At 74.2% G+C, this 24,929-nt stretch carries 13 protein-coding genes; 10 read left to right on the top strand and 3 right to left on the bottom strand.

Annotated elements, in window-relative coordinates:
* The first annotated feature begins 344 nt into the window (after positions 1-344).
* From ISP_RS21885 to ISP_RS21845, 9 genes are all read left to right on the top strand, one after another.
* Complete coding sequence (locus ISP_RS21885; RefSeq protein WP_013225925.1) at positions 345-1,448, top strand: polyprenyl synthetase family protein; 1,104 nt, start codon at positions 345-347, stop codon at positions 1,446-1,448.
* Complete coding sequence (gene crtI, locus ISP_RS21880) at positions 1,445-2,920, top strand: phytoene desaturase family protein (protein ID WP_013225924.1); 1,476 nt, start codon at positions 1,445-1,447, stop codon at positions 2,918-2,920. The genes ISP_RS21885 and crtI overlap by 4 nt, the downstream gene beginning before the upstream one ends.
* Entirely contained in the window at positions 2,917-3,879 is a 963-nt protein-coding gene (locus tag ISP_RS21875) for a phytoene/squalene synthase family protein (RefSeq protein WP_013225923.1), read from the top strand. The genes crtI and ISP_RS21875 overlap by 4 nt, the downstream gene beginning before the upstream one ends.
* The gene (locus tag ISP_RS21870) at positions 3,880-4,221 is read left to right on the top strand and encodes a lycopene cyclase domain-containing protein (RefSeq protein WP_013225922.1); all 342 of its coding nucleotides are present in this window, start codon (positions 3,880-3,882) and stop codon (positions 4,219-4,221) included.
* Positions 4,218-4,538, top strand: coding sequence for a lycopene cyclase domain-containing protein (locus ISP_RS21865; protein WP_013225921.1), 321 nt, complete (start codon positions 4,218-4,220; stop codon positions 4,536-4,538). The genes ISP_RS21870 and ISP_RS21865 overlap by 4 nt, the downstream gene beginning before the upstream one ends.
* Positions 4,535-5,266 carry a class I SAM-dependent methyltransferase gene (locus ISP_RS21860; RefSeq protein ID WP_013225920.1) on the top strand — a complete coding sequence of 244 codons (732 nt, stop codon included), beginning with the start codon at positions 4,535-4,537 and terminating at the stop codon, positions 5,264-5,266. The genes ISP_RS21865 and ISP_RS21860 overlap by 4 nt, the downstream gene beginning before the upstream one ends.
* A complete protein-coding gene (locus tag ISP_RS21855; protein WP_013225919.1) occupies positions 5,263-6,804 on the top strand; it encodes an FAD-dependent oxidoreductase in 1,542 nt (513 codons plus the stop codon). Before ISP_RS21860 ends, ISP_RS21855 begins: the two co-directional genes overlap by 4 nt.
* 5 nt (positions 6,805-6,809) lie before the next feature.
* Positions 6,810-8,048, top strand: coding sequence for an NAD(P)/FAD-dependent oxidoreductase (locus tag ISP_RS21850; protein ID WP_176742232.1), 1,239 nt, complete (start codon positions 6,810-6,812; stop codon positions 8,046-8,048).
* Between the two features lie 308 nt (positions 8,049-8,356).
* Positions 8,357-10,231: a Calx-beta domain-containing protein gene (locus ISP_RS21845; protein ID WP_034285338.1), complete on the top strand. Its 1,875-nt coding sequence runs from the start codon at positions 8,357-8,359 to the stop codon at positions 10,229-10,231.
* Positions 10,232-10,275: 44 nt separating this feature from the next.
* Here ISP_RS21845 and ISP_RS21840 read toward each other — a convergent pair whose 3' ends face one another.
* Genes ISP_RS21840 through ISP_RS21830 form a run of 3 tightly spaced genes read right to left on the bottom strand, consistent with a single transcriptional unit; the run spans position 10,276 to position 24,357 of the window.
* Positions 10,276-11,262 (bottom strand): 3-oxoacyl-ACP synthase, encoded by a 987-nt coding sequence (locus ISP_RS21840; RefSeq protein ID WP_013225916.1) that lies wholly within the window; start codon positions 11,260-11,262, stop codon positions 10,276-10,278.
* Complete coding sequence (locus ISP_RS21835; protein WP_013225915.1) at positions 11,259-16,655, bottom strand: condensation domain-containing protein; 5,397 nt, start codon at positions 16,653-16,655, stop codon at positions 11,259-11,261. The genes ISP_RS21840 and ISP_RS21835 overlap by 4 nt, the downstream gene beginning before the upstream one ends.
* Before the next feature lie 13 nt (positions 16,656-16,668).
* Positions 16,669-24,357 (bottom strand): non-ribosomal peptide synthetase, encoded by a 7,689-nt coding sequence (locus tag ISP_RS21830; protein ID WP_230468885.1) that lies wholly within the window; start codon positions 24,355-24,357, stop codon positions 16,669-16,671.
* Positions 24,358-24,642: 285 nt separating this feature from the next.
* On the opposite strand from ISP_RS21830, the gene ISP_RS21825 reads away from it, so the two are divergent.
* Positions 24,643-24,927 (top strand): phosphopantetheine-binding protein, encoded by a 285-nt coding sequence (locus ISP_RS21825; RefSeq protein WP_013225913.1) that lies wholly within the window; start codon positions 24,643-24,645, stop codon positions 24,925-24,927.
* The last annotated feature ends 2 nt before the right edge of the window (positions 24,928-24,929 follow it).

Below are 24,929 nucleotides of genomic sequence, written 5' to 3'. Positions count from 1 at the left end.
ATAGCCTGGTGCAGCTCGGTCGCGATATTTCCGACACCCCGGTAATCGATGTTTGTTCCGATGACAAATGGGCATGACAATGCACGACGAGCACCCGGCGACGCCCAGGTGTGGGCGGGGCGCCGCCGGGTGCGGGGCCCGCACACGGCAGGCCCGCCGGGACGGCGTGTGGCATCGCCGTCCCGTCCTCAGAGAAGTCGCTCCGATTCAACACCGATGCAATCGGCCGCGCAAAGTGTGGCGATCACGCGGTTCAGCTGGTGTTTGTCGGGTTCCAGTAGACAAGCTACACCACATGTGAAACGGTTGCGAATCGAATAGGCCGAGAGCAGGAGGGGCGCCGGATGACCGCGACCATGACGACGGGGGTGGCCCCCGCGGACGACGACGCGCCCGCCGAGCCGCTGGACGCACTGGGCCGCCGCTGCCTCGCCGAGGCGCACCAATTCGTGAGCGCGCGAGCGAAGGAACATTTTTCCGGACGCAGCGAGGGAGCGCTCGCGGAAACCGCGGTACCGGAGTTCGTGGCGGGCGGGAAATGTCTCCGCCCGCTTTTCGCGTACGTCGGGTGGCGGTGCGGGCAACCGGAATCCGACGCCGCCGTCCGCGCGGCCGCCGCGCTGGAGCTGCTGCACTGCTTCGCCCTCGTCCAGGACGACGTGATGGACGGCTCGGCGCTGCGCCGCGGCCGCACCGCGCTGCACGTCCGGTTCGCCCGCTGGCACGAGGAGCAGGGCTGGGCGGGCTCGGCGCCGCGGTTCGGCGAGTCCGCCGCGATCCTGTTCGGCGATCTGTTCCTGGTGTGGTCTGAGCAGATGCTGCGCGAAAGCGGGCTGGCGGCGGAGCAGCTGGCGCGGGGCTGGGGCCACTACGACGCGATGCGGGCCGAACTGGCCGTCGGCCAGCTCGCCGACCTGGTGAACGACGCGCGGGCACTGCCCAGCTGGGACACCCTGCTCGACGTCCTGCGCCGCAAGTCCGGCAACTACACCGTCCGCCGACCGCTGGAGTTCGGGGCGGCGCTGGCCGGCTGCGGCCCGGAGCTGATGGCCGGGCTCGGCGAGTTCGGCGGCCTGGTGGGCGAGGCGTTCCAGCTCCGCGACGACCTGCTGGGCGTGTTCGGCGACCCGGCCGTCACGGGCAAGCCGGCCGGGCAGGACCTGCGCGAGCGCAAGGCATCCAGCGTGGTGGTGCTCGCCGCGGCGATGGCCGACCGGCGCCGGCAGGCCGAGTTCGCCGAGTTGCTGGAGCTGGAAACGGTGGACGACGAGGCGGTCGCACGCTGGCGGGAACTCATCGTGGCCACCGGCGCCCGGGACCGCATGGGCGAGCTGATCCGCGAGCGGGCCGACAAAGCCCTGGCGGCGATCGACCCGGCGGTGGTCCCCCGCCACGCCGGCGACCTGCTGGCTGCCTTGGCGGCCCGTTGCACGGAGCGCGACCGATGAAAACCGTTCCGGGGCCGGCGAACCGCGTCGTCGTCGTGGGGGCCGGGCTGGCCGGGCTCGCCGCCGCCCTGCATCTGGCCGGGCGGGGGCGGGAAGTCACCGTTCTCGAGCGGGATCCCGGCCCCGGCGGCCGCGCCGGGCGCGTCGAAAGGCACGGCTACCAGCTCGACACCGGCCCCACCGTGCTCACCATGCCGTCCATCCTCAGTGACACCTTCGCCGCCGTCGGGGCCGAGCTCACCAGCGAACTGCCGCTGGCCCGGCTCGACCCCGCCTACGTCGCCCGGTTCGCCGATGGCAGCACGCTGCCCGTGCACACCGATGCGGCCGCGATGGCCGATGCCGTCCGCGACTTCGCCGGTCCTGCCGAAGCCGCGGGCTACACCCGGCTGCGCGAATGGCTGACCCGGCTCTACCAAGCCGAATTCGGCCGGTTCATCGACGCGAACATCGACTCCCCGCTCGGCATGCTCCGGCCGGAACTGGCCCGGCTCGTGGCCCTGGGCGGGTTCCGGCGGCTCGACGGCCGGGTCGGCCGGTTCCTGAGCGACGAACGCCTGAAGCGGGTCTTCACCTTCCAGGCGCTCTACGCGGGCGAATCCCCGATGCGGGCGCTGGCTCTGTACGCGGTGATCTCGTACATGGACACCGTCGGCGGGGTGTACTTCCCGCCCGGCGGCATCGCGGCCCTGCCGCAGGCGCTCGCCCGCGTCGCGGCCGACGCCGGGGTCAAGTTCGGCTACGGCGACGCCGTCGGCGAACTCGAACGCGCCGGGTCCCGCGTCACCGCGGTCCGCACCGCTTCCGGGGCCCGCTACCCGTGCGACGCCGTCGTCCTCACCACCGAACTGCCCGAGAGCTACCGGCTGCTCGGCCGGCCGCCACGCCGGCCGGTCCCGCTGCGAGCCGCGCCGTCCGCGCTCGTCGTGCACGCCGGCGGCCCCGGCACGCACCCCGAGGTCGCGCACCACACCATCTCCTTCGGGCACGGGTGGCGCTCGACCTTCGACGAGCTCATCTCCCAGGGCCGGCGGATGAGCGATCCGTCGCTGCTGATCACGCGGCCGACCGCCTCCGACCCCGGCCTCGCCCCGCCCGGGCGCCAGCTCTACTCCGTGCTCGCCCCGGTGCCCAACCTCGACCGCGGCCCCGCGGACTGGGCGACCGAGACGGACGCCTACGCGGAAGAGGTCCTCGACGTGGCCCGCGCCCGGCTCCTCCCCGGCTTCGAACCGGAGTTCACCCACGTGATCGGCCCGGCCGAGTGGGCGGACCGGGGCCTGGTCGCCGGGACGCCGTTCAGCTACGCCCACTCGTTCGGGCAGACCGGGCCGTTCCGGCCGCGGAACCTCCCCCGCGGAACGGACAACGTCGTCCTGGCCGGCGGGGCCACCGTGCCCGGCGTGGGGGTGCCGACCGTGCTCATCTCCGGCAGACTGGCTGCCGACCGGATCACCGGAGGGACCCGATGACCCGACGCGAACTCGACGCCGCCGGCATCCGCGAGCCCGGGCTGCGCGCGGCCTACACGTGGTGCCGCGAGCTCAACGCCCGGCACGGCCGCACGTACTTCCTCGCGACGCGGTTGCTGACCCCCGCACAGCGACCGGCGATCCACGCGCTCTACGGCTTCGCCCGCTGGCTCGACGACATCGTCGACGAACCGGCCGAAGACGCCACGCCCGCAACACTCGACGCCCGGTTGCAGAAGGTCGAGAAGCGTTTCCTCGCCGACCTCGACGCCGGTGCGAGCGACGACCCGCTGCTGACCGCGGTGATCGACACGGCGGCCCGGTACACCCTCGCCAAGGCGTACTTCGAGGCCTTCTTCACCTCGATGCGGATGGACCTCACCGTCACCGGTTACGCCACCCGCGCGGAACTCGACACGTACGTGCACGGTTCGGCCGAGGTGATCGGCCTGCAGGTGCTGCCGGTGCTCGGCACCGTCGCCCCGCGCGCGGAGGCCGAGCCGAGGGCCGCCGCGCTCGGCAAGGCCTTCCAGCTCACCAACTTCCTGCGCGACGTCGGCGAGGACCTGGGCCGCGGCCGCGTCTACCTGCCGGCCGACGAACTGGCCGTGCACGGCGTCGACCGCGACCGGCTGCACTGGTGCGCCGCACAGGGCCGGGCCGACCAGCCGGTCCGGGCCGCGATCCGCAACCAGATCGCCGTCACCCGCGACATCTACGCCGAGGCGCAGCCGGGCATCGCGATGCTCCACCCGGTCTCCCGCCCGTGCGTGGCCACGGCGGCGCGCTTGTACGGGGGCATCCTCGACCGCATCGAGGACGCCGGCCACGACGTCTTCGCCGGGCGCGCGGCGGTTTCCCGCGGGCAGCGGCTGGCGGTGGCGTGCGGGGCGGTCGCGCGGACGCAGTGGGCCCGGCGGCGCCACCCCGCGCCGGCGCTCCCGGTGGCGGTGGGCTGAGTGGGCAAGGCCGAATACCTCGTCGTGCTGGCCGCCTGCGTCCTGGTCACCCTGCCGCTGGAGCTCGCGGGCGCGCGCGGCTACCGGCAGCCCCGGCGGCTGGCGCGCGCGGTGCTGCCGGTCGCGCTGGTGTTCCTCGTCTGGGACGCGCTGGCCATCGCCGGCGGCGTCTGGGACTACGCGCCCGAGCACGTCACCGGCCTGCGCGCCCCCTTCGCCGTGCCGCTGGAGGAAGTCCTGTTCTTCGTGGTGATCCCCATCTGCGGGGTGCTGACGTACGAGATCGTCCAGCTCACCCTCGCGGTGCTCCGGCGGTTCGGCAGGCAGGAGGTCCGCCGGTGATCCCGTGGGGCTACACCGTGCCCGCGGCCGCCGCCGTGGCCGCGGTCGTGCTGGCCGAGCTCTTCCTGTTGCGCACGGGGCTGTTCCGCCGGGCCGCCTACTGGATCACGATCGCCATCGTGACGGCGTTCCAGATCCCGGTGGACGGCCGGCTGACCAAGCTCTCCGACCCGATCGTGCGCTATGCCCCGCAGCACATCACGAACTGGCGGGTGCCCTGGGACATCCCGGTCGAAGACTTCCTCTTCGGCTTCGCGCTCGTGACCGCCGTGCTGCTGCTGTGGGAACGAGCCGGCCCCCGACGGGAGCGAGCATGAACGCGATGGCGAAGGACGGTCTCCCGCGCGGTGCGGTGCCGTCGGCCTTCGACACCGAAGCGCGGTGGTACGACCGGCTGGTCGGCGCCAATCCGGGCTACCACGAGCACCTGCGGCTCTCGGCGCGGCGGCTGGAGCTGCCGGCCGACGGGACGGGCCTGCGGCTGCTGGACGCCGGCTGCGGCACCGGCGCGTCGACGGCGGCGCTCGTGTCTGCCGCGCCCGGCGCCGACGTCACCGCGTTCGACGCCTCCGGGGAAATGCTCGCCCAAGCCCGGGCGAAGGACTGGCCGGACGGCGTCACCTTCGTCCACACGCCGGTCGAGGACCTCGACGGCATCTCCGGCCCGTTCGACGCGATCCTGGCCGCGTACCTGCTGCGCAACCTCACCGAGCCGACCCGGCAGCTGCGCCGGCTGCGCGGGCTGCTGCGTCCCGGCGGCCGCATCGCGGTCCACGAGTACTCCGTCCACGACTCGCGGCGCGCCCGGTGGGTGTGGAACGCCGTGTGCGCGGGCGTGATCATCCCGCTCGGGAAGGTCACCACCGGCGACGCGACCCTCTACCGCCACCTGCGCCGCAGCGTGTGCGAATTCGACGGGATCGCCGCGCTCGCCGGCCGGCTCACCGACGCCGGCTTCACCGACGTCCGCACCGCCACGATGCCCGGCTGGCAGAACGGCGTCGTCCACACCGTCCTCGGCAGCAACCCGCAGGAGCACCCGTGACCCGCCCCCTCGGCACCGACCGCCGGATCGAGACGCGGCCGGCCCCGCCCGGCCTGGCCGACGCCGGGCTGCTCGGCCGGCGCCCGACGGCGGCGGTCGTCGGTGGCGGCATCGCCGGCCTCACCGCGGCCACCGGCCTGGCCGAGCGAGGGGTCACGGTGACGCTCTTCGAGCGCGACGGCCACCTCGGCGGGCGGGTCGGCGGCTGGGCCGACCGGCTGCCGGACGGCACCGCGGTGACGATGAGCCGGGGCTTCCACGCCTTCTTCCGCCAGTACTACAACCTGCGGTCGCTGCTCATGCGCACCGATCCCCGGCTCGACCGGCTGACCCCGCTGGCCGACTACCCGCTGCTGGACGCCGAAGGCCGCACGGACACCTTCGCGGGTCTCCCCCGGACGCCGCCGTGGAACGCGCTGGCGTTCGCCTGGCGCAGCCCGACGTTCACGCGGAAGGACCTGGTGCGCATCAACGGCCGCGGTGCCCTGCCGCTGGCGACGGTCAGCGTCCCGGAGACCTACCGCCGGCTCGACGGGACCGACGCCGCGAGCTTCCTCGACGCGATCAACTTCCCCGAAGCGGCCAAGCACCTGGCGTTCGAGGTGTTCTCGCGGAGCTTCTTCGCCGATCCTCGCGAGCTGTCCGCGGCGGAGCTGGCGACCATGTTCCACCTGTACTTCCTGGGCTCCAGCGAAGGTCTCGTGTTCGACGTGCCTACCGAGCCGTTCCCGCAGGCGCTGTGGGACCCCCTCGCCGGATACCTGGCCGACCGCCGGGTGACCATCCGGACCGGCACGCCGGTGGCCTCGCTCGACCGCACCTCCGGCGGCTTCGCGGTCACGACGGCGGAGGACACCGCGCAGTTCGACAGTGTCGTGCTCGCCTGTGACGTGCGGGGGCTGCGCGAGATCGTCGCCGCCTCCCCCGGCCTCGGCACGCCGGAGTGGCGGGCGGCCGTGGCCGGATTGCGCACGGCACCGCCGTTCCTCGTCCGCCGGCTCTGGCTCGACCGGCCCGCCGACGTCACCCGGCCGCCGTTCCTGGGCACCGGGAGCGTGCCGCCGCTGGACAACATCAGCCTGCTCGACCGCTACGAGGGCGAGGCACGGCGGTGGGCGGCGCGCACCGGCGGCTCGGTCGTGGAGCTGCACGCGTACGCGGCCACCACCGACGACCGCGAGACGCTGGTGAAGGCCGTGGACGACCGGCTGCACGCGATCTACCCCGAGACGCTCGGCGCGCGGGTGACGGCGTCGATTTCCCTGTGGCGCGAGGATTGCCCGCTCTTCGGCCTCGGCGACTTCGAGCGGCGTCCGACGGTCGGGACCCCGGACCCGGCACTGGCGCTGGCCGGTGACGGCGTGCGGATCGACCTCCCGGTCGCGCTGATGGAACGCGCGGCCACCACCGGCTGGGCCGCGGCCAACACGCTCCTGGCCGGCTGGGGGCTCGCCGGGCACCCGCTGCGCTCGGTGCCCAACCGCGGCCGCATCGGCCTGCTGAACCGGCTCGCCGCGACGAAGTACTTCGGCGGGTGAGCGGGATGCCGGACCACGAAGCCGTCATCGTCGGCGCCGGGCTCGCCGGGCTGGCCGCCGCCCTCACCCTGCACCGGGCCGGGGTGCCGAGCACGGTGCTGGAGGCCTCGGACGACGTCGGCGGCCGCGTGCGCACCGACGTCGTCGACGGCTTCCGCCTCGACCGCGGGTTCCAGGTCCTCAACCCGGCCTACCCGGGAATCCGGCGCCTGGCCGACGTCGGCGCCCTGGACCTCGGCCGGTTCCGGCGCGCGGTCCGGGTGGCCGACCACGACCGGGTCTCGCTGCTCGGGAACCCGATCGACACACCGAAAGCGATCCGGGACATCGCGGCCCGGCGTTACCTGTCGGCGAAGGACCTGGCCGCGCTCGCCGCGCTGTCCGCCCGCGTCGTCGCGGGTCCGGTGCAGTCGATCATCGACCGCGCCGACCGCACGACCTCCGACGAACTGCGCCGGGCCGGGGTGTCCGCGCGGGCGGTGGAAACCGTGTTCCGGCCGTTCCTGTCCGGGGTGTTCCTGGAGCGCGAACTGACCACCTCGGCCCGGTTCTTCCAGCTGGTGTGGCGCAGCTTCCTGCGGTCGGCCCCCTCGCTGCCGGCCCTGGGCATGGGTGAGCTGCCCCGGCAGCTCGCCCGGGCGCTGCCGACGTCGGCCGTCCACCTGGGCACGCCGGTCGAGGAGGTCCGGCCGGGCCGCGTCCGCACGGCGGGCGGCGAGGTGTGGACGGCCCGCGCGGTCATCGTCGCCACCGACGGCTCCACGGCCGCCCGGCTCACCGGCGTCGCGGAGCCGCGCTGGAACACCGGGACGACGTGGTACTTCGCCCCACCGCGGTCACCGTTGCGCGAGCCGGTCATCATGATCGACGCGCGCGGCGGGCCGGTCACCAGCACCAGTGTGCTCAGCGAGGTGTGCCCGAGCTACGCGCCCCGCGGGGCCGCGCTGGTGAGCGCGTCGGCGTTGACGGCGCTGCCGGAGCCGGAGGTGCGCCGGGCGCTGGGCCGGATGTACCGCACGGACGCGACGCGCTGGCCCTTGGTCGCCCGGTACGAGATCGCCCGTGCGCTCCCGGCCATGCCGTCACCGCACGAACTCCGGCGGGACGTCCGCCTGGGTGAGGGCCGGTACGTGTGCGGGGACCACCGGGACACGAGTTCCCTCCAGGGCGCCTTGGCGTCGGGAACCCGCGCGGCCCGTGCGGTGCTCGCCGACCTCGGCCGGGCGGGCAAGACGGGCCGCTGACCGCGTCCCGCGTTACGACATCCGGGCGGAAATTCGCTTCCCGCACCGCGAAAACCGCCGTGACGGCGAAGATCACGCGGCACCCGGCGTGCCGGAGCGTCGCTGAACAGAGTGAATCCCACCCGGCGATCTTCGGTGTTCCGGCGCAGTGCACCCCTGGTTTGGGTAGCCCGGATCCGGCGCCGCAACCCGTTGAGCTCCTTGACACAGGGCGCTCCGAGTGACGCCTTCCCCCGCTGCTAACGAAATCCGGCTTTCTCCGTCTTCCCGAGGCAACCCGCAATAAACCGGCCTTCGGAAGGAAGTCCATGTCGCGGAGATCATTGTTCGTCGCGTTGACCACGGTCAGCGCCTTGCTCACCCCGGCCGCGGTGGCGGCCGCGGCGCCGCCCGGGGTCGATCCGGCCACCGTCGACCTCACGCTCTCCGCCGGGCAGAGCAGCACCGTCACCAAGCACGTCACCACCTCGGCCGTCCCCCCGAACCCCGACCTCGTCCTGCTCGCCGACACCACCGGCAGCATGAGCGGCGCCATCACCAACGTCCGCACGAACGCCGGTGCCATCACCGGGGACGTGCTCGCCGCGCAGCCGACCGCCCAGTTCGGCGTCGCGGAGTACAAGGACTTCACCGACTCCGTGCCGTTCAAGGTCAACCAGGGCATCACCGGCGACACCGCCGCGGTGCAGGCCGGGATCAACCAGTGGGCTGCCTCCGGCGGTGGCGACCTGCCGGAAGCCGACCTCAACGCGCTCTACGAGCTGGCCTCCGGCGCGGTCACCTTCCGCCCGGACGGCACCCGCATCATCGCCTGGTTCGGCGACGCGCCGTCGCACGACCCCAGCGGCGGGCACACCCTGGCCCAGACCATCGACGCGCTCAAGGCGGCGAACATCCGCGTGGTCGCGGTCAACGTCGGCGCGCTCGACGCCGACGGCCAGGCGAGCGCGATCGCCACGGCCACCGGCGGCGTGCTGCTGAACAACGTGCCGTCGAACCAGGTGTCGCAGGCCATCCTCGACGGCATCAAGTCCATCGAGGTCACGGTGACGCCGAAGGTCACCACCTGCGACCCGCAGCTGACGCTCACCAACACCCCGGCGAGCGTCAAGGTGCCCAGCGGGGACGTCGCGACGTTCACCGAGAAGGTCGCCGCCGCGGCCGACGCCGCACCCGGCACCTACCACTGCACGGTCGACTACCTGGTCGACGGCATGTCCCGCGGGTTCGTCGAGACGACGACCGTGCGCGTGCTCGGCCTGAGCATCAACGACGTCACGGTGAACGAGGGCTCCGGCGGCGCGCCGGTGCCGGCCACCTTCACCGTGTCGCTGCTCGGCGGCGCCAGCCCGAACCCGGTGTCGGTGCACTACGCCACCGCGAACGGCACGGCGACCGCACCGGCCGACTACCAGGCCGCCAGCGGTGACGTGACCTTCGCCCCCGGCGAAACGACCAAGCCGGTGACCGTCCTGGTCAACCCGGACACCGTCGACGAGCCGGACGAGACGTTCACCGTCACCCTGTCGGCGCCGTCCGGCGCCGGGCTGATCGACCCGACCGGCGTCGGCACGATCGTCGACGACGACCGCGACGGCGTCTTCTCCTGCACCGGCACCGCCGCGAACGTCATCGGCATCACCGCGGCCGTGGCGAACCCGGCGAACCTGCCCTGCGCCGACGACAGCCAGACCGTCCTCGACGCGACGCTCAACGCGGGCCTGATCAAGGTGCAGACCCACGCGCTGACGGCCTCGACCGACCTGGCCCCCGACAACCAGTCGGCGGCCCCGGCGGCCGGTGACCACGCGCAGGCGTCGGCCAAGATCGACAAGACCGTGATCAGCACGGTCGGGCTGACCATCGAGCTGGGCGTGATCCAGTCCCAGGCGGCGGCGACCTGCCAGCCGGCTCCGGGCGGCCTCGCCCCGGCGCTGACCGGCAGCTCGAGCGTGGCGTCGCTGAAGATCAACGGCGTCCCGGTCACCGTCGGCTCGGCCCCGGTGACCATCGCGCTGGTCATCGGCTCGCTGAAGCTGAACGGCCAGACCATCGCGAACGGCGTCGTGAAGCAGCAGGCCGTGGCGCTGGAAACCCCGCTGGCGAAGATCGTGCTGGCGGAGTCCCAGGCCGACGTGCACGGCACCGCCGCGCACCCGGCGGGCAACCCCTGCACGCGGTAGTCCGGTGAACCACCCGGGGCGGGCGGCTTCCGCCCGCCCCGGGCTCACAGCTCGTGGGCGGTCGTGTCGTCGGTGGTGACCAGCAGCGCGCTCCAGGCCGCGGCCGGGCTGATGTTGAGCAGCACCGCACGGCCGTCGAACTCCCCGGTTTCCCGGGCGCTCGAGAGGTTGAAGAACACGTCGTTGGGCCCGAGGTGGCCGTAGCGGGCCAGGTTGCCGAAGCACGCTTTCGCGATCGGGCGGCCGATCGCCTCCGACCAGTTCCGGAACGCCGCCGTGGACAGGTTCTGGGTGAGGCAGCACGGGACGTCGGCGGGGCTCAGGCCGTTGCGGCCGAGCAGGCGGGTCACCAGCGCCCGCAGCCGGTTGCGGGTCTCCACGGCCAGCCGGAACGAGTAGACCGCCGGGTCGGTGCACTCCTCCCGCCAGCGCGCGAACTCCTCGTCGCGGTATTCGACGCGGAACAGGTCCGCGTAGGCGCCGTTCGTCTCCAGCAGGATGTCCCGGATCCGGAGACTTCCCTGTCGGCGCAACAGAAGCGCGCCGCCGCTGTCGCCGTTGACGGTGACGGGGTGGCGGTAGCGCCCTGGCGTCGCGGGTTTGCTCCCGTGCAGCACGAGCACGTTCGCCAGGTCCGGGTCGGCGCGCAGCAACCCGCTCGCGGCGAGCAGCGCCGGGGTGAGGGACGCGCAGCCGAGGCCGCCGACCGAAAACGCCATCGCCCGCCCGGCGCCGAGCATCGCCTGCAGCCGGGTGGCTTCCGAGCTGACCAGCGTCCGCGGGGCCCGCGGCTCCACGGTCAGGACGACGTCGACGTCGCCGGCGTCGAGGCCCGCGGTGGCCAGCGCCCGCCGGCCGGCCCGGACGGCCAGGTCGGCCGCGGTGAGCGTGTCGGCGGCGGCCACGCGGTCGATGCCCAGTGCGGCGCAGGTCGCGCGCTCGGCGTCGGACAGCGTGCCCAGCTCCGGCAGGTCGGCGACGGCCAGGGACGTCTCCGGCAGGTACCAGGCCGAAGCGGCGAGCGCGATCACGCGAGTTCGGTGAAGGCGCCGAGGATCTCGTCGGCGAGCGCGTCCAGCCGCTCCTGGCCGACGCCACCGGCCACGGCCAGCCGCAGCGCGCCGTCGCGCACCGCACTCGTGACGACCAGCGGGAACCAGGACGCGACCGCGCGCTTGAGGTTCACCGACAGGTCCCAGCGGGTCCGCAGCAGGCGGACGCCGGAGTCGAAGGCCGACGTGTCGCTCGGGCCGTGCAGCACCAGGACCTCCGGTTCGGGCAGAGCGCGCAGCCGCGCGGTGCCCGGCGAGTCCGGCGAGAGGTGGCGCAGCATGCCGTAGCCGACGCCGTCGTTCGGCACCGACCGCGCGCGGTCGGTGATCTCCGGCAGGCAGTCCCGGGCCGCGGTGCCCGGCTCGACCGGCAGCACCAGCGGGTGCAGGGTGGTGAACCAGCCCACCGACGGGCCGCGCCCGGCCAGCCGGAACGGGTTGGGGGTGGCCTCCCCTTCGGTCATCACGAAGGCGCTCGGCGCGTCCTGCCACCGGGCCAGGCCGCAGGACACCGCGCACAGCGCCGCCTCGCGGCCCTGCGCGCCCCCGGCGGACAGCAGCGTCGCGACCGCGGGGTCGGCCAAGGTCCGGGCGGTGATGCCGTCGCCGGGCGAGCCGCCGATGGTCCCGGCGGCGGCGCCGGCCCGCAGCGTCGCCGTCCAGTAGGTCAGCTCCGCCGCGAGGTCGTCCGAAGCGGCCATCGCCCGCAGGTGCTCGGCCCATTCCCGCCACCGCGGCGGCCGCGGCGCCGGCACCGGCGTGCGACCCGCCGCGAGGTCGGCGAGCAGCACGTCCAGGTCGTCGAGAACGACCACTGTGGACATGTTGTCGAAGACGAAGTGGTTGACCAGCAACACGAGCAGGCCGCCGCGGGCGCGGCCGCGGTCGTAGTGGCGGACGCGGAACAGCGGCCCGCGCGCGGGGTCCATCTCGGCCTTCATCGCCAGGCAGTCGTCGGCGACGATCCCGAGTTCCTCGTCGGTGCTCAGCGGCGGGAGCACCATGGTGTCGAACACGTCCGCCGCGGTGACGTCGGCGACCTCGAGCCGGGCGCCCAGCGCGTTGCGCCGCACCCGGTAGCGCAGCGGTTCGTGCAGGGTCAGCAGGTGCCCGATCGCCGTCCGGATCGCGGCCGCGCCGATCCCGGGCGTGGTTTCCACCGTGTGCACGTCGACGAAGTCCCCGACGTCGTCCGGCATCCGGTGCAGGAAGCTGAGCATGATCGGGGTGGGCGGGATCGGGGTGGGCGGGATCACCTGGAGCGGCTCGGGCGCGGCGGCGGAGATCGGCGCTCCGGAGGGCACGGGGGCCGGGCCGTCGACGACGGCGGCGCGGGCCAGCTCGCCGAGCGTGCGGCACTGTAGCAGCTGCTGCGGGGTGAAGTGGACGCCGTCCTTCGCCGCCCGCGCGGCCACCCGGACCCCGAGGACCGAATCGCCGCCGAGGTCGAAGAAGTTGTCCTTCGGCGAGACCGGGCCGCCGGTCAGCAGGTCCGCGCAGATCGCGGCGAGGACCCGTTCGGCGTGGGTGACGGGGTCACTGTCCACGGGCGAAGGTGCGGTCATGGCGGGCTCCCGGTGGCGGGTGGCGGGGACCGGCTCGCCGTCGACGGCCGGCAATGCATCGAGCGGGCAGCCGGGTTCGCGCAGCACGGCGTCGAGCAGGCCGGGCAGCAGGCGGGCGAGCGCCGCCGCCGTTTCCCGGTCGAACAGGGCGGTCGCGTACTCGAAGTAGCCGTCCATCGGCCCGTCCTGCTGGTCGATGACGCCGACCGTCAGGTCGAACTTCGCGGTGCCCGGCGCGATCCCGGCGACCGTGCCGCCGTCGGAGAAGCGCGAGCAGCCGAGGCCGCCCAGCTCGGCGGTGTCCTGCGGGACGTTCTGGTAGGTGTAGGCGACGTCGAACAGCGGCTGGCGGCCGGGCTCGCGCGGCCCGCACACCGCCGAGACGATCTTCTCCAGCGGGATCTCCTCGTGGTCGAGGACCTGCGCGACGGTGTCCGCGCAGCGCCGGACCAGGTCGGTGAACGACAGCGATCCCTCGACCCGGGTGCGGAACGGCGGCAGGTTGTTGAAGTACCCCATGAGGTCGTGCGTCGCCGGGTGGGTCCGGCCTGAGGTGGCGACCCCGACGACGACGTCGGTGAACCCGGCCCAGCGGTGCAGCAGGGTGTCGACCAGGGCGAGCATCGTGACGAACGTCGTCACGCCGTGTTCGCGGCTGAACTTCCGGGCGGCTTCGGCCGCCGGTTCGGCCACGGTGAACTCCACGAGGTCGCCGTCGAAGGTCTGAGCCGCCGGGCGAGGCCGGTCCAGTGGCAGCTGCGCGGTGGGCGGCCCGGCCAGCGCGGCGCGCCAGAACCGCAGGCCGCGCTCGAGGGTCTCCCCCGTCAGCCGCTTCCGCTGCCAGGCCGCGAAATCGGCGAACTGGAAGGGCAGCTCCGGCAGGTCCGGCGCCCGGCCGGCCAGCCGCGCCTGGTACAGCTCGGTGAAGTCGCGGAAGAAGATCGTCGGCGACCAGCCGTCGAAGACGATGTGGTGGTAGGTCCACAACAGGACGTGGTCGTCTTCGGCCAGGCGCACCAGGGTGATCCGGACCAGCGGGCCGGTGGCCAGGTCGAACGGGCGGACGGCTTCCTCGTCGGCCAGCCGATGCGCCGCCGCGTTCCGCTCCGCTTCGGGCAGCGTGCTCAGGTCGTGCACGACGAGCCGGGGCCCGGGTTCGGCGAGCCGGGTGAAGGGAACGCCGTCCTCGTCGGGGATGCAGGTGCGCAGCACCTCGTGCCGGGCGAGCAGGTCGTGCACCGCGCCGGTGAGCGCGGCTTCGTCGAGGGGGCCGGACAGCCGCAGGTCGTGCGGGATGTTGTAGAGCGCGCTGCCGGGGTTCAGCCGGTCCAGGTACCACAGCTGTTCCTGGCCCGCCGAGAGCGGCAGCGGGCCGCCGCGCGGCAGCACCGTGATGGCGGGGATGTCCCCGGACGGCCCGCGCTCGGCCCGCACCGCCTCGATGCGGGCGGCGAAGGCCCGCACGGTCGTGTGGCCGTACAGGTCGGCGAAGGTCAGCTCGACACCGAAGTCGCGTTCCATCGTCCGCAGCGCGGTGATCGCCGCGATCGACGTCCCGCCGAGGGCGAAGTAGTCCGATGCCCCGGTGAGCTCGTCCTCGCCCAGCGCGCGGGCCCACACGTCGGCGACCCGGCGCTCGGTGTCCATATCGGACACGACGGCGGGTGGTGGTGCCGGGGCGGGGCTTTCGACGGCCTGTGCGCCCGGCGGGCGGCACCAGCAGCGGACGCTTTCGAGCGGGTAGGCCGGGGCTTCGATCCGCGGCACCGCCGCACCGGCGTAGTGGCGGTCCCAGTCGAGCCGGACCCCGAGCCGGTAGAGCGACGCCAGCTGCCGCAGCACCGCCCGACGGCCGGCTCCGGCGATCAGCTCGACGCAGCCGAGTTCGGGCGCCAAGCGGCGCATCGTGCGCGACAGCACGCCGCCGGTGCCCAGTTCGACCAGCACCGCGCCGTCGCGGACGAACCCGCGCACCGCCTCGGCCAGCCGTCCGGAGTCGAGGGTGGGCCCGACGGCCCGGCCCGCCGCGGCCGCCAACCCGTCCACGAGGGACAGTTCGCCGCGCGCGATCCGCACCGACAGGTTGCCCGCGCCCGAGCCGACGAGGTGGGTGTCGGGGATGCCCAGCGACCGGGCCAGCCGGTGCAGGGCGTGGTGGACGGCGACCAGCCGCGGGCCCGGCCCGTCGGGCAGCGGGTCGTCGCCGAGGACCGGCCACGCCGCGCACAGGTCCGCCCAGAGCTCGGGTTCGACGCCGCCGTCGCCGGAGAAGAGCAGGACGACCGGCGGGTCGTCCGCGGCCGGCGCGTCCGGGACGGCGGCCGACCGCAGTGCCGCCGCCAGGCCGGCGGGCTCATCGGCGACCACGGCGATCCGGAACGGGTGGTCGTCGCGGCCCCGGTTCATCGCGTGGCCGATGGCGAGCACGCCGTGCCCGCTCTCCTCGGCGAAGGCGGCGAGGCGGTCGCGATAGGTCGCGAGCGCGGAGGCCGACTTCGCCGACACCGTGACCAGGTGGCTCGTCTCCGCCGGTTCGGCGGGCTCCGCGGGCGGTGGAGGCTCCTCGACGACGGCGTGCACGTTGGTCCCGGTCAGCCCGAACGAGCTCAGGCCCGCGCGCCGCGGCCCTTCGCCGTCCCACGGGCCGAAGGCGGGGTTGACCCGCACCGGGCCGTCGAAGTCGATCAGCGGGTTGGGCGTCTCGAAGTGCGCGGTCGGGTACCGGACGCCGCGTCGCACGCTGAGCAGCACCTTGACCAGCCCGGCGACCCCGGCGGCGTTGTCCAGGTGCCCGATGTTGCCCTTGATGGAGCCGATCGCGCAGGACGGCGTCGTCACCCCCGCGTCGAGGAAGGCCTGGCGCAGGGCCTCGACCTCGACGACGTCGCCGAGCGGGGTGGCCGAGCCGTGGCACTCGACGTACCCGACGGTGGCCGGGTCGACGCCGGCGTCGGCCCAGGCCGCGGTGATCACCTCGGTCTGGGCCGCCCGGCTCGGCGCGCTCATGCTGGCCATCCGGTAGCCGTTGTGGTTGACCGCGATGCCCTTCAGCACGGCGTGCACGTGGTCGCCGTCGGCGAGCGCGGCGGGCAGCGGCTTGAGCACGACGATGCCGCCGCCTTCGCCGCCGACCGCGCCGGTGGCCTTCTCGTCGAACGGGCGGCACCGGCCCTCGGGCGATTCGACGCCGCGGACCGGGACGTGCCCGGCCGCCCGGATCGGCACCGGCCGCACGCTGACGCCGCCCGCCAGCGCCAGTTCCGCGGCCCCGCTGCGCAGCAGGGCGACGGCGTGGGCCACCGCGACCAGGCTGCCGCTGCACGCGGTGTCGAGGACGAGCGCGGGGCCGGTGAAGTCGTGCCGGTAGCTGATCCGCGCCGCGAGTGCCGCCCCGATGATGCCGAGGATCTGCTGCGGGTCCTCCTCGTCGAAGAGGTCTTCGTAGTCCGACCGCGAGCTGCCGAGGACGACCGCCGTGCGCGAGCCGCGCAGGGCCTGCGGGGCGTAGCACGCGTTCTCGAGGGCTTCGTGGGCCAGCTGCAGGATCAGCCGCTGGTGCGGGTCCATCCAGGCGGCCTCGGCCGGCGGCACGCCGAAGAACCGGTGGTCGAAGCGGTCGATCCGGTCGAGGTAGCCCATCGGCAGGTAGCCGGAGCCGGCCGCGAACCCGGTCTCCCGCAACCGGTCCGGATCCGGCTGGCCGACCACGTCCCGGCCGCCGGCGAGCAGGTCGTGCACGGCGTCCGGCCCGTGGGCGCCCGGGAGCAGGGCGGCCACCCCGATGATCGCCACGTCGTCGTTGCGCACCGGCTCCGACCTCCTAGAGCTCGTAGTCCTTCGGCGGGTTCAGGCCGCGGTCCACCGCCCGGCCCAGTTCGGCGAGCGTGGGGTGCTCCAGCATCAGGGCCAGCGCCCCGACCGTGGGGTTGTCGAACAGCGCCCGCGGCGGCAGCGCCGTGCCGAAGTCCACGCGCAGGCGGGCGGTGACCCGCAGGCACAGCAGCGAATCGCCGCCGAGGGCGAAGAAGTCGTCGTCGACGCCGACCTGCTCGACCGCGAGCACTTCGGCCCAGATCCGGCTCAGCGCCCGCTCGGTCGCGGTGCGCGGCGCGACGTAGACCGGGTCGCTCCGGACCGGCGCCGGCACCGGAGCGGGCGGGTGCTCGCGCGGGGCTGCGGTCTTCCCGGCCGGTTCGCACAGGAGGTCCACGAGTTCGCCGGCGAGGGCTTCGGCCGTGCCGCCGTCGAACAACGCCGGGTCGTACCCGAGCCGCAGGCTCAGGGGTTCGTCGTCGCGCGCGCTGCCGTGCGCGACGAGGACCAGGGGGTAGTTGGTGATCTCGACCGCGGTCAGCTCCGCCACGTGCAGCCCGCGTTCGGCCAAGGCGCCGGAGTCGAACGGGTAGTTCTCGAAGACGACGATGCTGTCGAAGAGGGCCGCCCGGGCGGGCAGCCCGCTCCAGCGGCGCAACGCGGCCAGGGAGACGTGCCCGAACCGGCGCGCCTCGGCCTGGTCGGCTTGCAGGCGCCGGAACCAGCCCGGCCGGTCTTCCGCCTCGGCGACGGTGACGCGGACCGGCACGGTGTTGACGAACATCCCGACGATGGTGTCCACACCGGGCAGCTCGGGCGGCCGGCCGGACACGACCGCGCCGAAGCAGACGTCCGGCTCGCCGCCGTGCCGGGCGAGCAGCCGGGCCCAGCAGCCCTGCACGACGGCGTTGACGGTGAGCCGGTGCCGCCGCGCGAAGGCGGCCACGCGTTCCGAGTCCACAGCGGACAGTGCCTGTTCCACTGTGGACGTCGAGCGGGTGCGGTGGGCCCGGCCGGGCGGCCGGTCGTGGGGCAACCGGGTGGGCGTGAGTCCGGAGAGGACCTTCCGCCAGTGGGTTTCGGCCGCCGTCGCGTCCTGCCGGGCCAGCCAGGCGAGGTGGTCGGCGAACGGGCGGCGCCGCTTGGCGGGCAGTCCGGAGAGGTGCGCGAGGACGTCGGTGAGCACCTCGAAGACGCTCCAGCCGTCGAGGAGGACGTGGTGGAAGGTCCAGAGCGTGCGGATCCGGGTGTCGTCCAGCCGGATCAGGGTGACCCGCATCAGCGGCGGCACGGCCGGGTCGAGCCCGGCTTCGCGGTCGGCGGCGAGCAGCTCGGCTTCGTCGGGCGCGCTCCCGTCGTGCACGGTCACCGGCAGCGTCACGGCCCGGTGCACCACCTGGACCGGTTCGCGGACGCCGGTCCAGCGGATGGCGGTACGCAGGGCGGGGATCTCGTCGACGGCCCGTCGCCAGGCGCGTTCCAAGGCGGCCGGGTCGCCGGCGCCGGTCAGGGTGAAGCAGATCTGTTCGAGGTAGGTGCCGGGTTCGGACAGGCTGTGGAACAGCATCCCGGCCTGCATCGGCGTGAGCGGGTAGACGTCCTCGACGTGACGGCCGTCGCCGAGGAGCCGATCGAGCTCGGGCTGGGTGGCCCCGGCGAGCGGGAAGTCGGAAGGGGTGCGCCCACCGGCCCCCGGCTTGGCGCAGTGGGCGGCGATTTCCCGGAGCGCGGCGAGCACCTCGGCGGCGAGGCGGGCGACGGTGTGCGGGTCGTGCACGCCTGGGGAGTAGGTCCACTCGAACTCGAGTTCGCCACTCGCGGTGACGGCCGCGGAGATGTCGAGCCGGGCGGTGCCGGTGACGTGCGGGGCGCGGCTCAGCCCGATGGCGGAAGGGGGACTGCGGAACAATTCGCCGGTCTCCGGCTCGGCGTCGAAGCGGCCGAGGTAGTTGAACGCCGCCACCGGGCGGGGCGCCGGCAGCTCGGCCTTCCCCAGGTACCGCAAGGCCCCGTGGCCCAGGCCGCGGTCCGGGGTGGCGCGCAGGCACTCCTTCACCGACTTCAGCACCGCGCCCCAGCCGCCCTCCCGCGGGATCTCCACCGGGCACGGGTACAACGTCGTGAACCACCCCACGGTCCGGGACAGGTCCACGTCGCCGAAGATCTCCTCGCGGCCGTGGCCCTCCAGTTCCAGCAGCACCCGGTCGTGTCCCGTCCAGGCACCCAGGACCCGGCCGAGCGCGCTCACCAGCACGTCGTCGATCCGGGTGCGGTACGCGGCCGGGGTGTCGCGCAGCAACGCCGCCGTCTCCTCCGCGTCGAGCCGGACCGTCACCGCGCGGGGCGGCCGCGGGTCGCCGTCGGGCGCGGCACCCGCCGCCGGGCGCCGCCAGTACGCGAGCTCGCCGTCGAACCCACCCGCCGCGACGTGCTCGGCCAGCCGTCGCGACCAGTCGCCGAACGAAGTCGTCCTCGGCGGCAGCTCCACCGGCCGCCCGGCGCGGGCCGCGCGGTAGGCCGTGCGCAGGTCGGAGAGGAGGATCCGCCACGAGACGCCGTCCACCACCAGGTGGTGGGCCGCCAGCAGCAGCCGCGAGCCGTCCAGCACCGCCGTGAACAACGCGCCGCCGTCGAGCTCGAAGAAGTCCATAGTGGACACCGAATCGACCCGGAACACCTTTTTAGGCACGGTTTCCGCGTACTCCTGCCGCCACGAATCCCCCACCCGCCGGAAGCGCAGCCGGAGGGCGTCGTGGTGGCCGACCAGCGCCGAAACCGCGGTGCGCAGCGCCGGGTGGTCGACGTCCGCGGCGAGTTCGGCCGACACCCACTGGGTGAAGTGGCCGCGGTGCTCGGTGACCGTCTCGAAGAACCAGTGCTGGATCGGCGACAGCGGCACCGCGCCGGACGGGCGGGGCGCCTCGCGCGCCGCCGGTGCCTCCCACACCCCCGCCGCGGCCAGCTCGGCCGGGGTCTGCCGGAGGAAGACGTCCTTGGCGCTCAGGCGCAGCCCGAACTGCCGGGCCCGGGCCACGACCTGGATGCCGAGGATCGAATCCCCGCCCAGCTCGAAGAAGTTGTCCTGCGATCCGACGTGCTCGACACCGAGCACCTCGGCCCACACGCGGGTCAGCAGCTCCTCGGCCGGGCCCTGGGGCGCCGTGCGGGCCCGCGCGGTCCGCGGCCGCGGCGCCGGCAGCGCCCGGCGGTCGAGCTTGCCCTGCGGCGTCAGCGGGAACCGGTCCAGCAGCACCAGCGCGCCGGGCACGAGGTGGCCCGGCAGGCTCTTCCCGAGGAACTCCCGCAACGCGGCCGGCTCGACCGCACGGCGCGGCACGACGTACCCGGCCAGCCGCTTGTGGCCGGGGGTGTCTTCCCGCGCCAGCACGACGGCCTCGGCGACGTCCGGGTGCCGCCGCAGCGCCGCCTCGACCTCGCCCACCTCGATCCGGAAGCCGCGGATCTTGACCTGGTCGTCGGACCGGCCGAGGAAGTCGAGCCCCCACTCCTCGCCGGGCCGCCAGCGCACGACGTCGCCGGTGCGGTACAGCCGGGCGCCGTCGCCGAACGGGTCGGCGACGAACCGGTCGGCGGTCAGCCCGGGCCGGTCCAGGTAGCCGCGGGCCAGGCCGCTCCCGCCGACGTACAGCTCGCCGGGTACCCCGGCCGGCACCGGGGCGAGGTGGCGGTCCAGCACCAGGCAGCGGGTGCCGGTGATCGGCCGACCGATCGGCACCGGCCGGTCGCCGTCGCCGGCCCGGACCCGGTGGCAGGCGGTGAACGTGGTGTTCTCCGTGGGCCCGTACCCGTTGACCAGCTCCAGGTCCGGCCACCGGCGCAGGACCGTCGCACACTGCCGCGGCGAAAGGACATCGCCGCCGGAAACCAGCCGCCGCAGCCCCGCGAACACGCCGGGGTCGGCCGCCGCCACCTCGTGGAACATCCCCGCGGTCAGCCACAGCGAGGTGACGCCCTCGGCGCGGACGAAGGCGCCGAGGGCGTCGATCGACGGCACGTCGTCGGGGTCGATCGCCAGCCGCGCCCCGGACAGCAGCGCGCCCCAGATTTCGAGCGTCGAGGCGTCGAACGACAGCGGCGCGTACTGCGTCGCGACGTCGTCCGGGGTGAGCCGGGCGTACGGGTCGGCGCACAGCCGGGTCACCGAACGGTGCTCGATCAGCACGCCCTTCGGCCGGCCCGACGAACCCGAGGTGTAGAGGACGCAGGCCACGTTCTCCGGCCGGGCCCGGCGCGGCGGGGCACTGCCGGGCTCTCCTCCGTCGCCGGCGATCAGCGCGCGGGCCCCGCGCGGTACCCGGTCGCGTACCGCGTGCGTCGTGACCACGGTCGTGGCCCCGGAATCGGCCAGCAACAACGCCAATCGCTCGTCCGGGTAGCGCGGGTCGAGCGGGACGTAGGCGCCGCCGGCCTTGAGGACGGCCAGCATGCCGACGACCGCGTCGATGCCCCGCGGCACGCACAGGCCGATCCGGACGTCCGGCCCGGCGCCGTGCGCGATCAGGCCGTGCGCGAGCCGGTTCGCGCAGGTGTTCAGCTCCCGGTAGGTCAACGCCGTGCCGGCGCAGGTCACCGCGAGGGCGTCCGGGCGCTCGCGGACGCGCTCGGCGAAGACGTCGAGCACGGTCAGCCCGGGCCCGTCCGCCGTCGAACGTCCCAGCGCGAGCAGCTCGCGTCGTTGCGCGGGCGCCGGGAACGGCAGCCGGGACAACCGGCGGGACGGGTCGTCGGCGATGCCCGCGAGCAGGACCAGGAGGTTTTCGGCCAGCCGGCGGATCGTGTCCGCGTCGAAGAGTTCGGTGCTGTACTCGGCGGTGGCCCGCAGGCCGCCGTCGCGCGGCTCGAACTCCAGGGTGAGGTCGAACTGCGCCGAGCGCCGGGGCAGGTCGAGCTCCGCCACCGCCAGGCCGCTGAGCTCGGGGACCGCGGACGGCGCGTTCTGCAGCACCACCATGGCGTTGATCAGCGGCGAGCGGCTCGCGTCGCGCTCCGGGGCGAGCAGCTCGACCAGGCGGCCGAACGGGACGTCGTCGTGGCCCATCGCGTCGAGCACCGTCGAGCGGACGCCGGTCAGGAAGTCCGCGAAGGAGGAATCTCCATCGAATCGGGAGCGGAGCACGACGGTGTTGACGAAGAAGCCGACGAGGCCCGCCAGTTCGTCCCAGGGGCGCCCGGCGGTCACCGTGCCGATCGCGATGTCGCGCTGACCGGTGTAGCGCGCGAAGAGGACCTGCGCCGCCGCGATCAGGGTCATGAAAAGCGTGGCGCCGCGCGCGCGGCCGAGCTCGGCCAACCGGGTCGTCACGGCCGGGGGCACGGTGAACCGGTGCGTCGCGCCCGCCGTCCCCCGCACGGCGGGCCGCGGCCGGTCGGTGGGCAGCTCGAGCGCGGGCACCCCGGCCAGCTGCCGTTCCCAGTAGGCGATCCGGTCGTCCAGTTCGGGACCGGCGAGCCGGTCGCGTTGCCAGGCGGCGAAGTCGGCGTAGCGCAACGGCAACGGGGGCAGTTCGGCCGCCGCGTCCGAGTACAGCCGGCCGAGCTCGACGGCGAGCACGCCCATCGACCAGCCGTCGGTGACGATGTGGTGCAGCACCAGCAGGAGCAGGTGGTCGCCCTCGCCCAGTTCGAACACCGTCGCCCGGAACAGCGGGCCGCGGGCGAGGTCGAACGGCCGTTGCACCTCGGCGAGCAGCTCACGCTCGACGTCTCCGGCGGCCCGGACCTCCGGCCGGACCGCCCGCGGCGGCCCGACGACCTGCACACCCCGCCCGCGCACGGTGGGGAACGTCGTGCGCAGCGATTCGTGGCGCTCGGTCAGCGCCGTGAGCGCGGCGGTGAGCGCGTCGAGGGAAAGCGGCCCGCGCAGCCGGAAACCCGCGCTGGTGTTGTATTCGGCGCCGCCGGGGGCGAGCTGGTCGAGGAACCAGAGCCGCTCCTGCCCGGACGACAGCGGCAGCGCGGTGCCCGGCGCCGTCCGCACCGGCGCGCGGCCGGTGTGCGCGGCCGGGAGGGCCGCCGCGAGCCCGGCGACCGTCCGGTGCTCGAAGACGGCCTGGGCGGGCAGTGCCGTGCCCAGGCGCCGGTTGAGCGTGCCGGCCACCCGCATGGCGAGGATCGAGTCCCCGCCCAGCTCGACGAAGTCGTCTTCCGCTCCGACGCGGTCCAGGCCGAGCGCCTCGCGCCAGACGTCGGCGACCAGTTCCTCCGCCGGGTTCCGGGGCGCGGAGACGTCACCGCCGGGGCGGCCGGGCTCGGGCAGGGCGCGGCGATCGACTTTGCCGCTGCCGGTCAGCGGCAGGGCGGCCAGCTCGACGAACCGGGCGGGCACCAGGTGCTCCGGGACGCGGCCGCGCAGGTAGGCCCGCAGCCCGGTCACGGACGCGGTCTTCGGCACGACGTAGGCGACGAGGTGGTCGGTGTCGCGGCCGTCCCGTCTCGCCACGACGGCCGCGGCGGCCAGCCCGGGGTGGCCCAGCAGGGCCGCTTCGGCGTCGGCGGGGTCGACCCGGATGCCGCGGATCTTGACCTGCCCGTCGGCGCGGCCGAGGAAGTCCAGCAAGCCGTCTTCCCGGCGGCGCACGCGGTCGCCGGTGCGGTACATCCGCGAGCCGGGCGGCCCGGCCGGATCGGCGACGAAGGAGGCGGCCGTCGCCCCGGGACGGCCGAGGTAGCCGCGCGTCAGGCCGGGGCCGGCCAGGTAGAGCTCGCCCTCCGCGGCCGGCCGCAGCCCGGCGTCCAGCACCTGGGCCCGGGTGCCCGCGACGGGCCGGCCGAGCACCGCGCGGCCTTCGGGAACGGTGTCGCCGACCAGACTGTCCACTGTGGTCTCGGTGGTGCCGTAGGCGGTCCGGACCACGACCCCGGCGCCCGTCAAGGCGGCACCGAGATCCGGGCCGACGGGCTCGCCCCCGGTGACGACCACCCGTGGCCTCGCGGGGCCGTCCAGCAGACCGGCGAGCAGGAGCATCCGGAGGTGGGAAGGGGTCGCGTCGAGCACGTCGGCCCGCGCGGCGGCCAGCGCGGCGACGGTCTCCCGCGGGTCGGCCCGGTCCAGTACGTGCAGTTCGTGCCCGGCGAGCATCCACAGGAGCGGATCCCAGGAGGCGTCGAAGGACAGGGCGGCGGTGTGGGCCACCCGCAGCCGCTCGCGCGCGGTTTCGAAGATTCCGGCGTGGTGGGCGGCGAAGAGGGCGAGGAGCCCGCGGTGGGTGCCGAGCACACCCCGGGGCTGCCCGGTCGAGCCGGAGGTGTAGAGGACGTAGGCGAGGTTGTCGGGCCGGATCCGCGGAAGGGCGACGGCCGGGCGGTCGCCGCCGCCCGAGACGAACACCGGGACGCACTCCGGTGGCAGGCTGCCGGCCAGGTCCGGCTCGGTCAGCACCAGCGTGACGCCCGCGTCGGCCAGCAGTGCGGCCCGATGCCGCGCCGGGTGCGCCGGATCCAGCGGGACGTACGCCGCGCCCGCCTTCAACACGCCGAACACCGCCACCACCATGTCCACGCCGCGCTCGACCAGAAGCCCGACCCGGGTCTCCGAGGCCGCCCCGTGCCCGGCCAGCCGCGCGGCCACTTCGTCGCTGCGGGCAGCCAGTTCCGCGTAGCTCACCCGGGCCCGGCCGCACACCACCGCGGTTTCCGCGGGGGTGCGGGCCACCCGGTGGGCCAGCAGATCGCCCACGCTGCTCAATGGTCCGGTCGTGGTAGTCATCCCCAGAATTCCCATGCACGGTGCCGGAATTCCGGCGGTGCCGAACTCCGGATACTTCCAGCGGCTTCGCGCCCCCGGCAAGCCGCCGATCGAGGGATCGGCCGTCACTGTCCATAATTGCCGCCGACCACAACGGAAATTGATCGTCCATTCTGGACACTCGAGATTTCGCGCAAGCGATTACGCCGTTCGGCGCCGCCGGTGCGCCGCGGACCGTGTTAGCTTCGAACGGGGGCATTGGTCGAGGGAGGGCGCGTGGCAGGCCATCAGCCGGTGAACGCCGACGTCACCGCCGAGGAGATCTTGGCCGGATTGACGGACTTCTTCGCCACCGCGACGGCCGGGAACACCCCCGGCCCCGATGAGGACTACTTCGCGCTGGGACTGGTGAATTCGCTGCTGGCGCTCGAGCTCGTGGCGCACGTCGAACGCCGGTTCGGCATCGAAGTCGCCGTCGAGGACCTCGACCTCGACAATTTCCGGACCATGCACCGCGTCACCGCCTTCGTGCTCCGGAAACGATCGGCCGGAATTCCGTGACC

The organism is Amycolatopsis mediterranei (assembly GCF_026017845.1).
Taxonomy (GTDB): Bacteria; Actinomycetota; Actinomycetes; order Mycobacteriales; family Pseudonocardiaceae; genus Amycolatopsis; species Amycolatopsis mediterranei.
This window is presented reverse-complemented; position numbering and strand designations above follow the sequence as displayed.

Excerpts from the sequence above, each read along its gene's own strand:
- ISP_RS21885 (WP_013225925.1), top strand. The coding sequence starts at position 345 with ATGACCGCGACCATGACGACGGGGGTGGCCCCCGCGGACGACGACGCG.
- crtI (WP_013225924.1), top strand. The coding sequence starts at position 1,445 with ATGAAAACCGTTCCGGGGCCGGCGAACCGCGTCGTCGTCGTGGGGGCC.
- ISP_RS21875 (WP_013225923.1), top strand. The coding sequence starts at position 2,917 with ATGACCCGACGCGAACTCGACGCCGCCGGCATCCGCGAGCCCGGGCTG.
- ISP_RS21860 (WP_013225920.1), top strand. The coding sequence starts at position 4,535 with ATGAACGCGATGGCGAAGGACGGTCTCCCGCGCGGTGCGGTGCCGTCG.
- ISP_RS21850 (WP_176742232.1), top strand. The coding sequence starts at position 6,810 with ATGCCGGACCACGAAGCCGTCATCGTCGGCGCCGGGCTCGCCGGGCTG.
- ISP_RS21845 (WP_034285338.1), top strand. The coding sequence starts at position 8,357 with ATGTCGCGGAGATCATTGTTCGTCGCGTTGACCACGGTCAGCGCCTTG.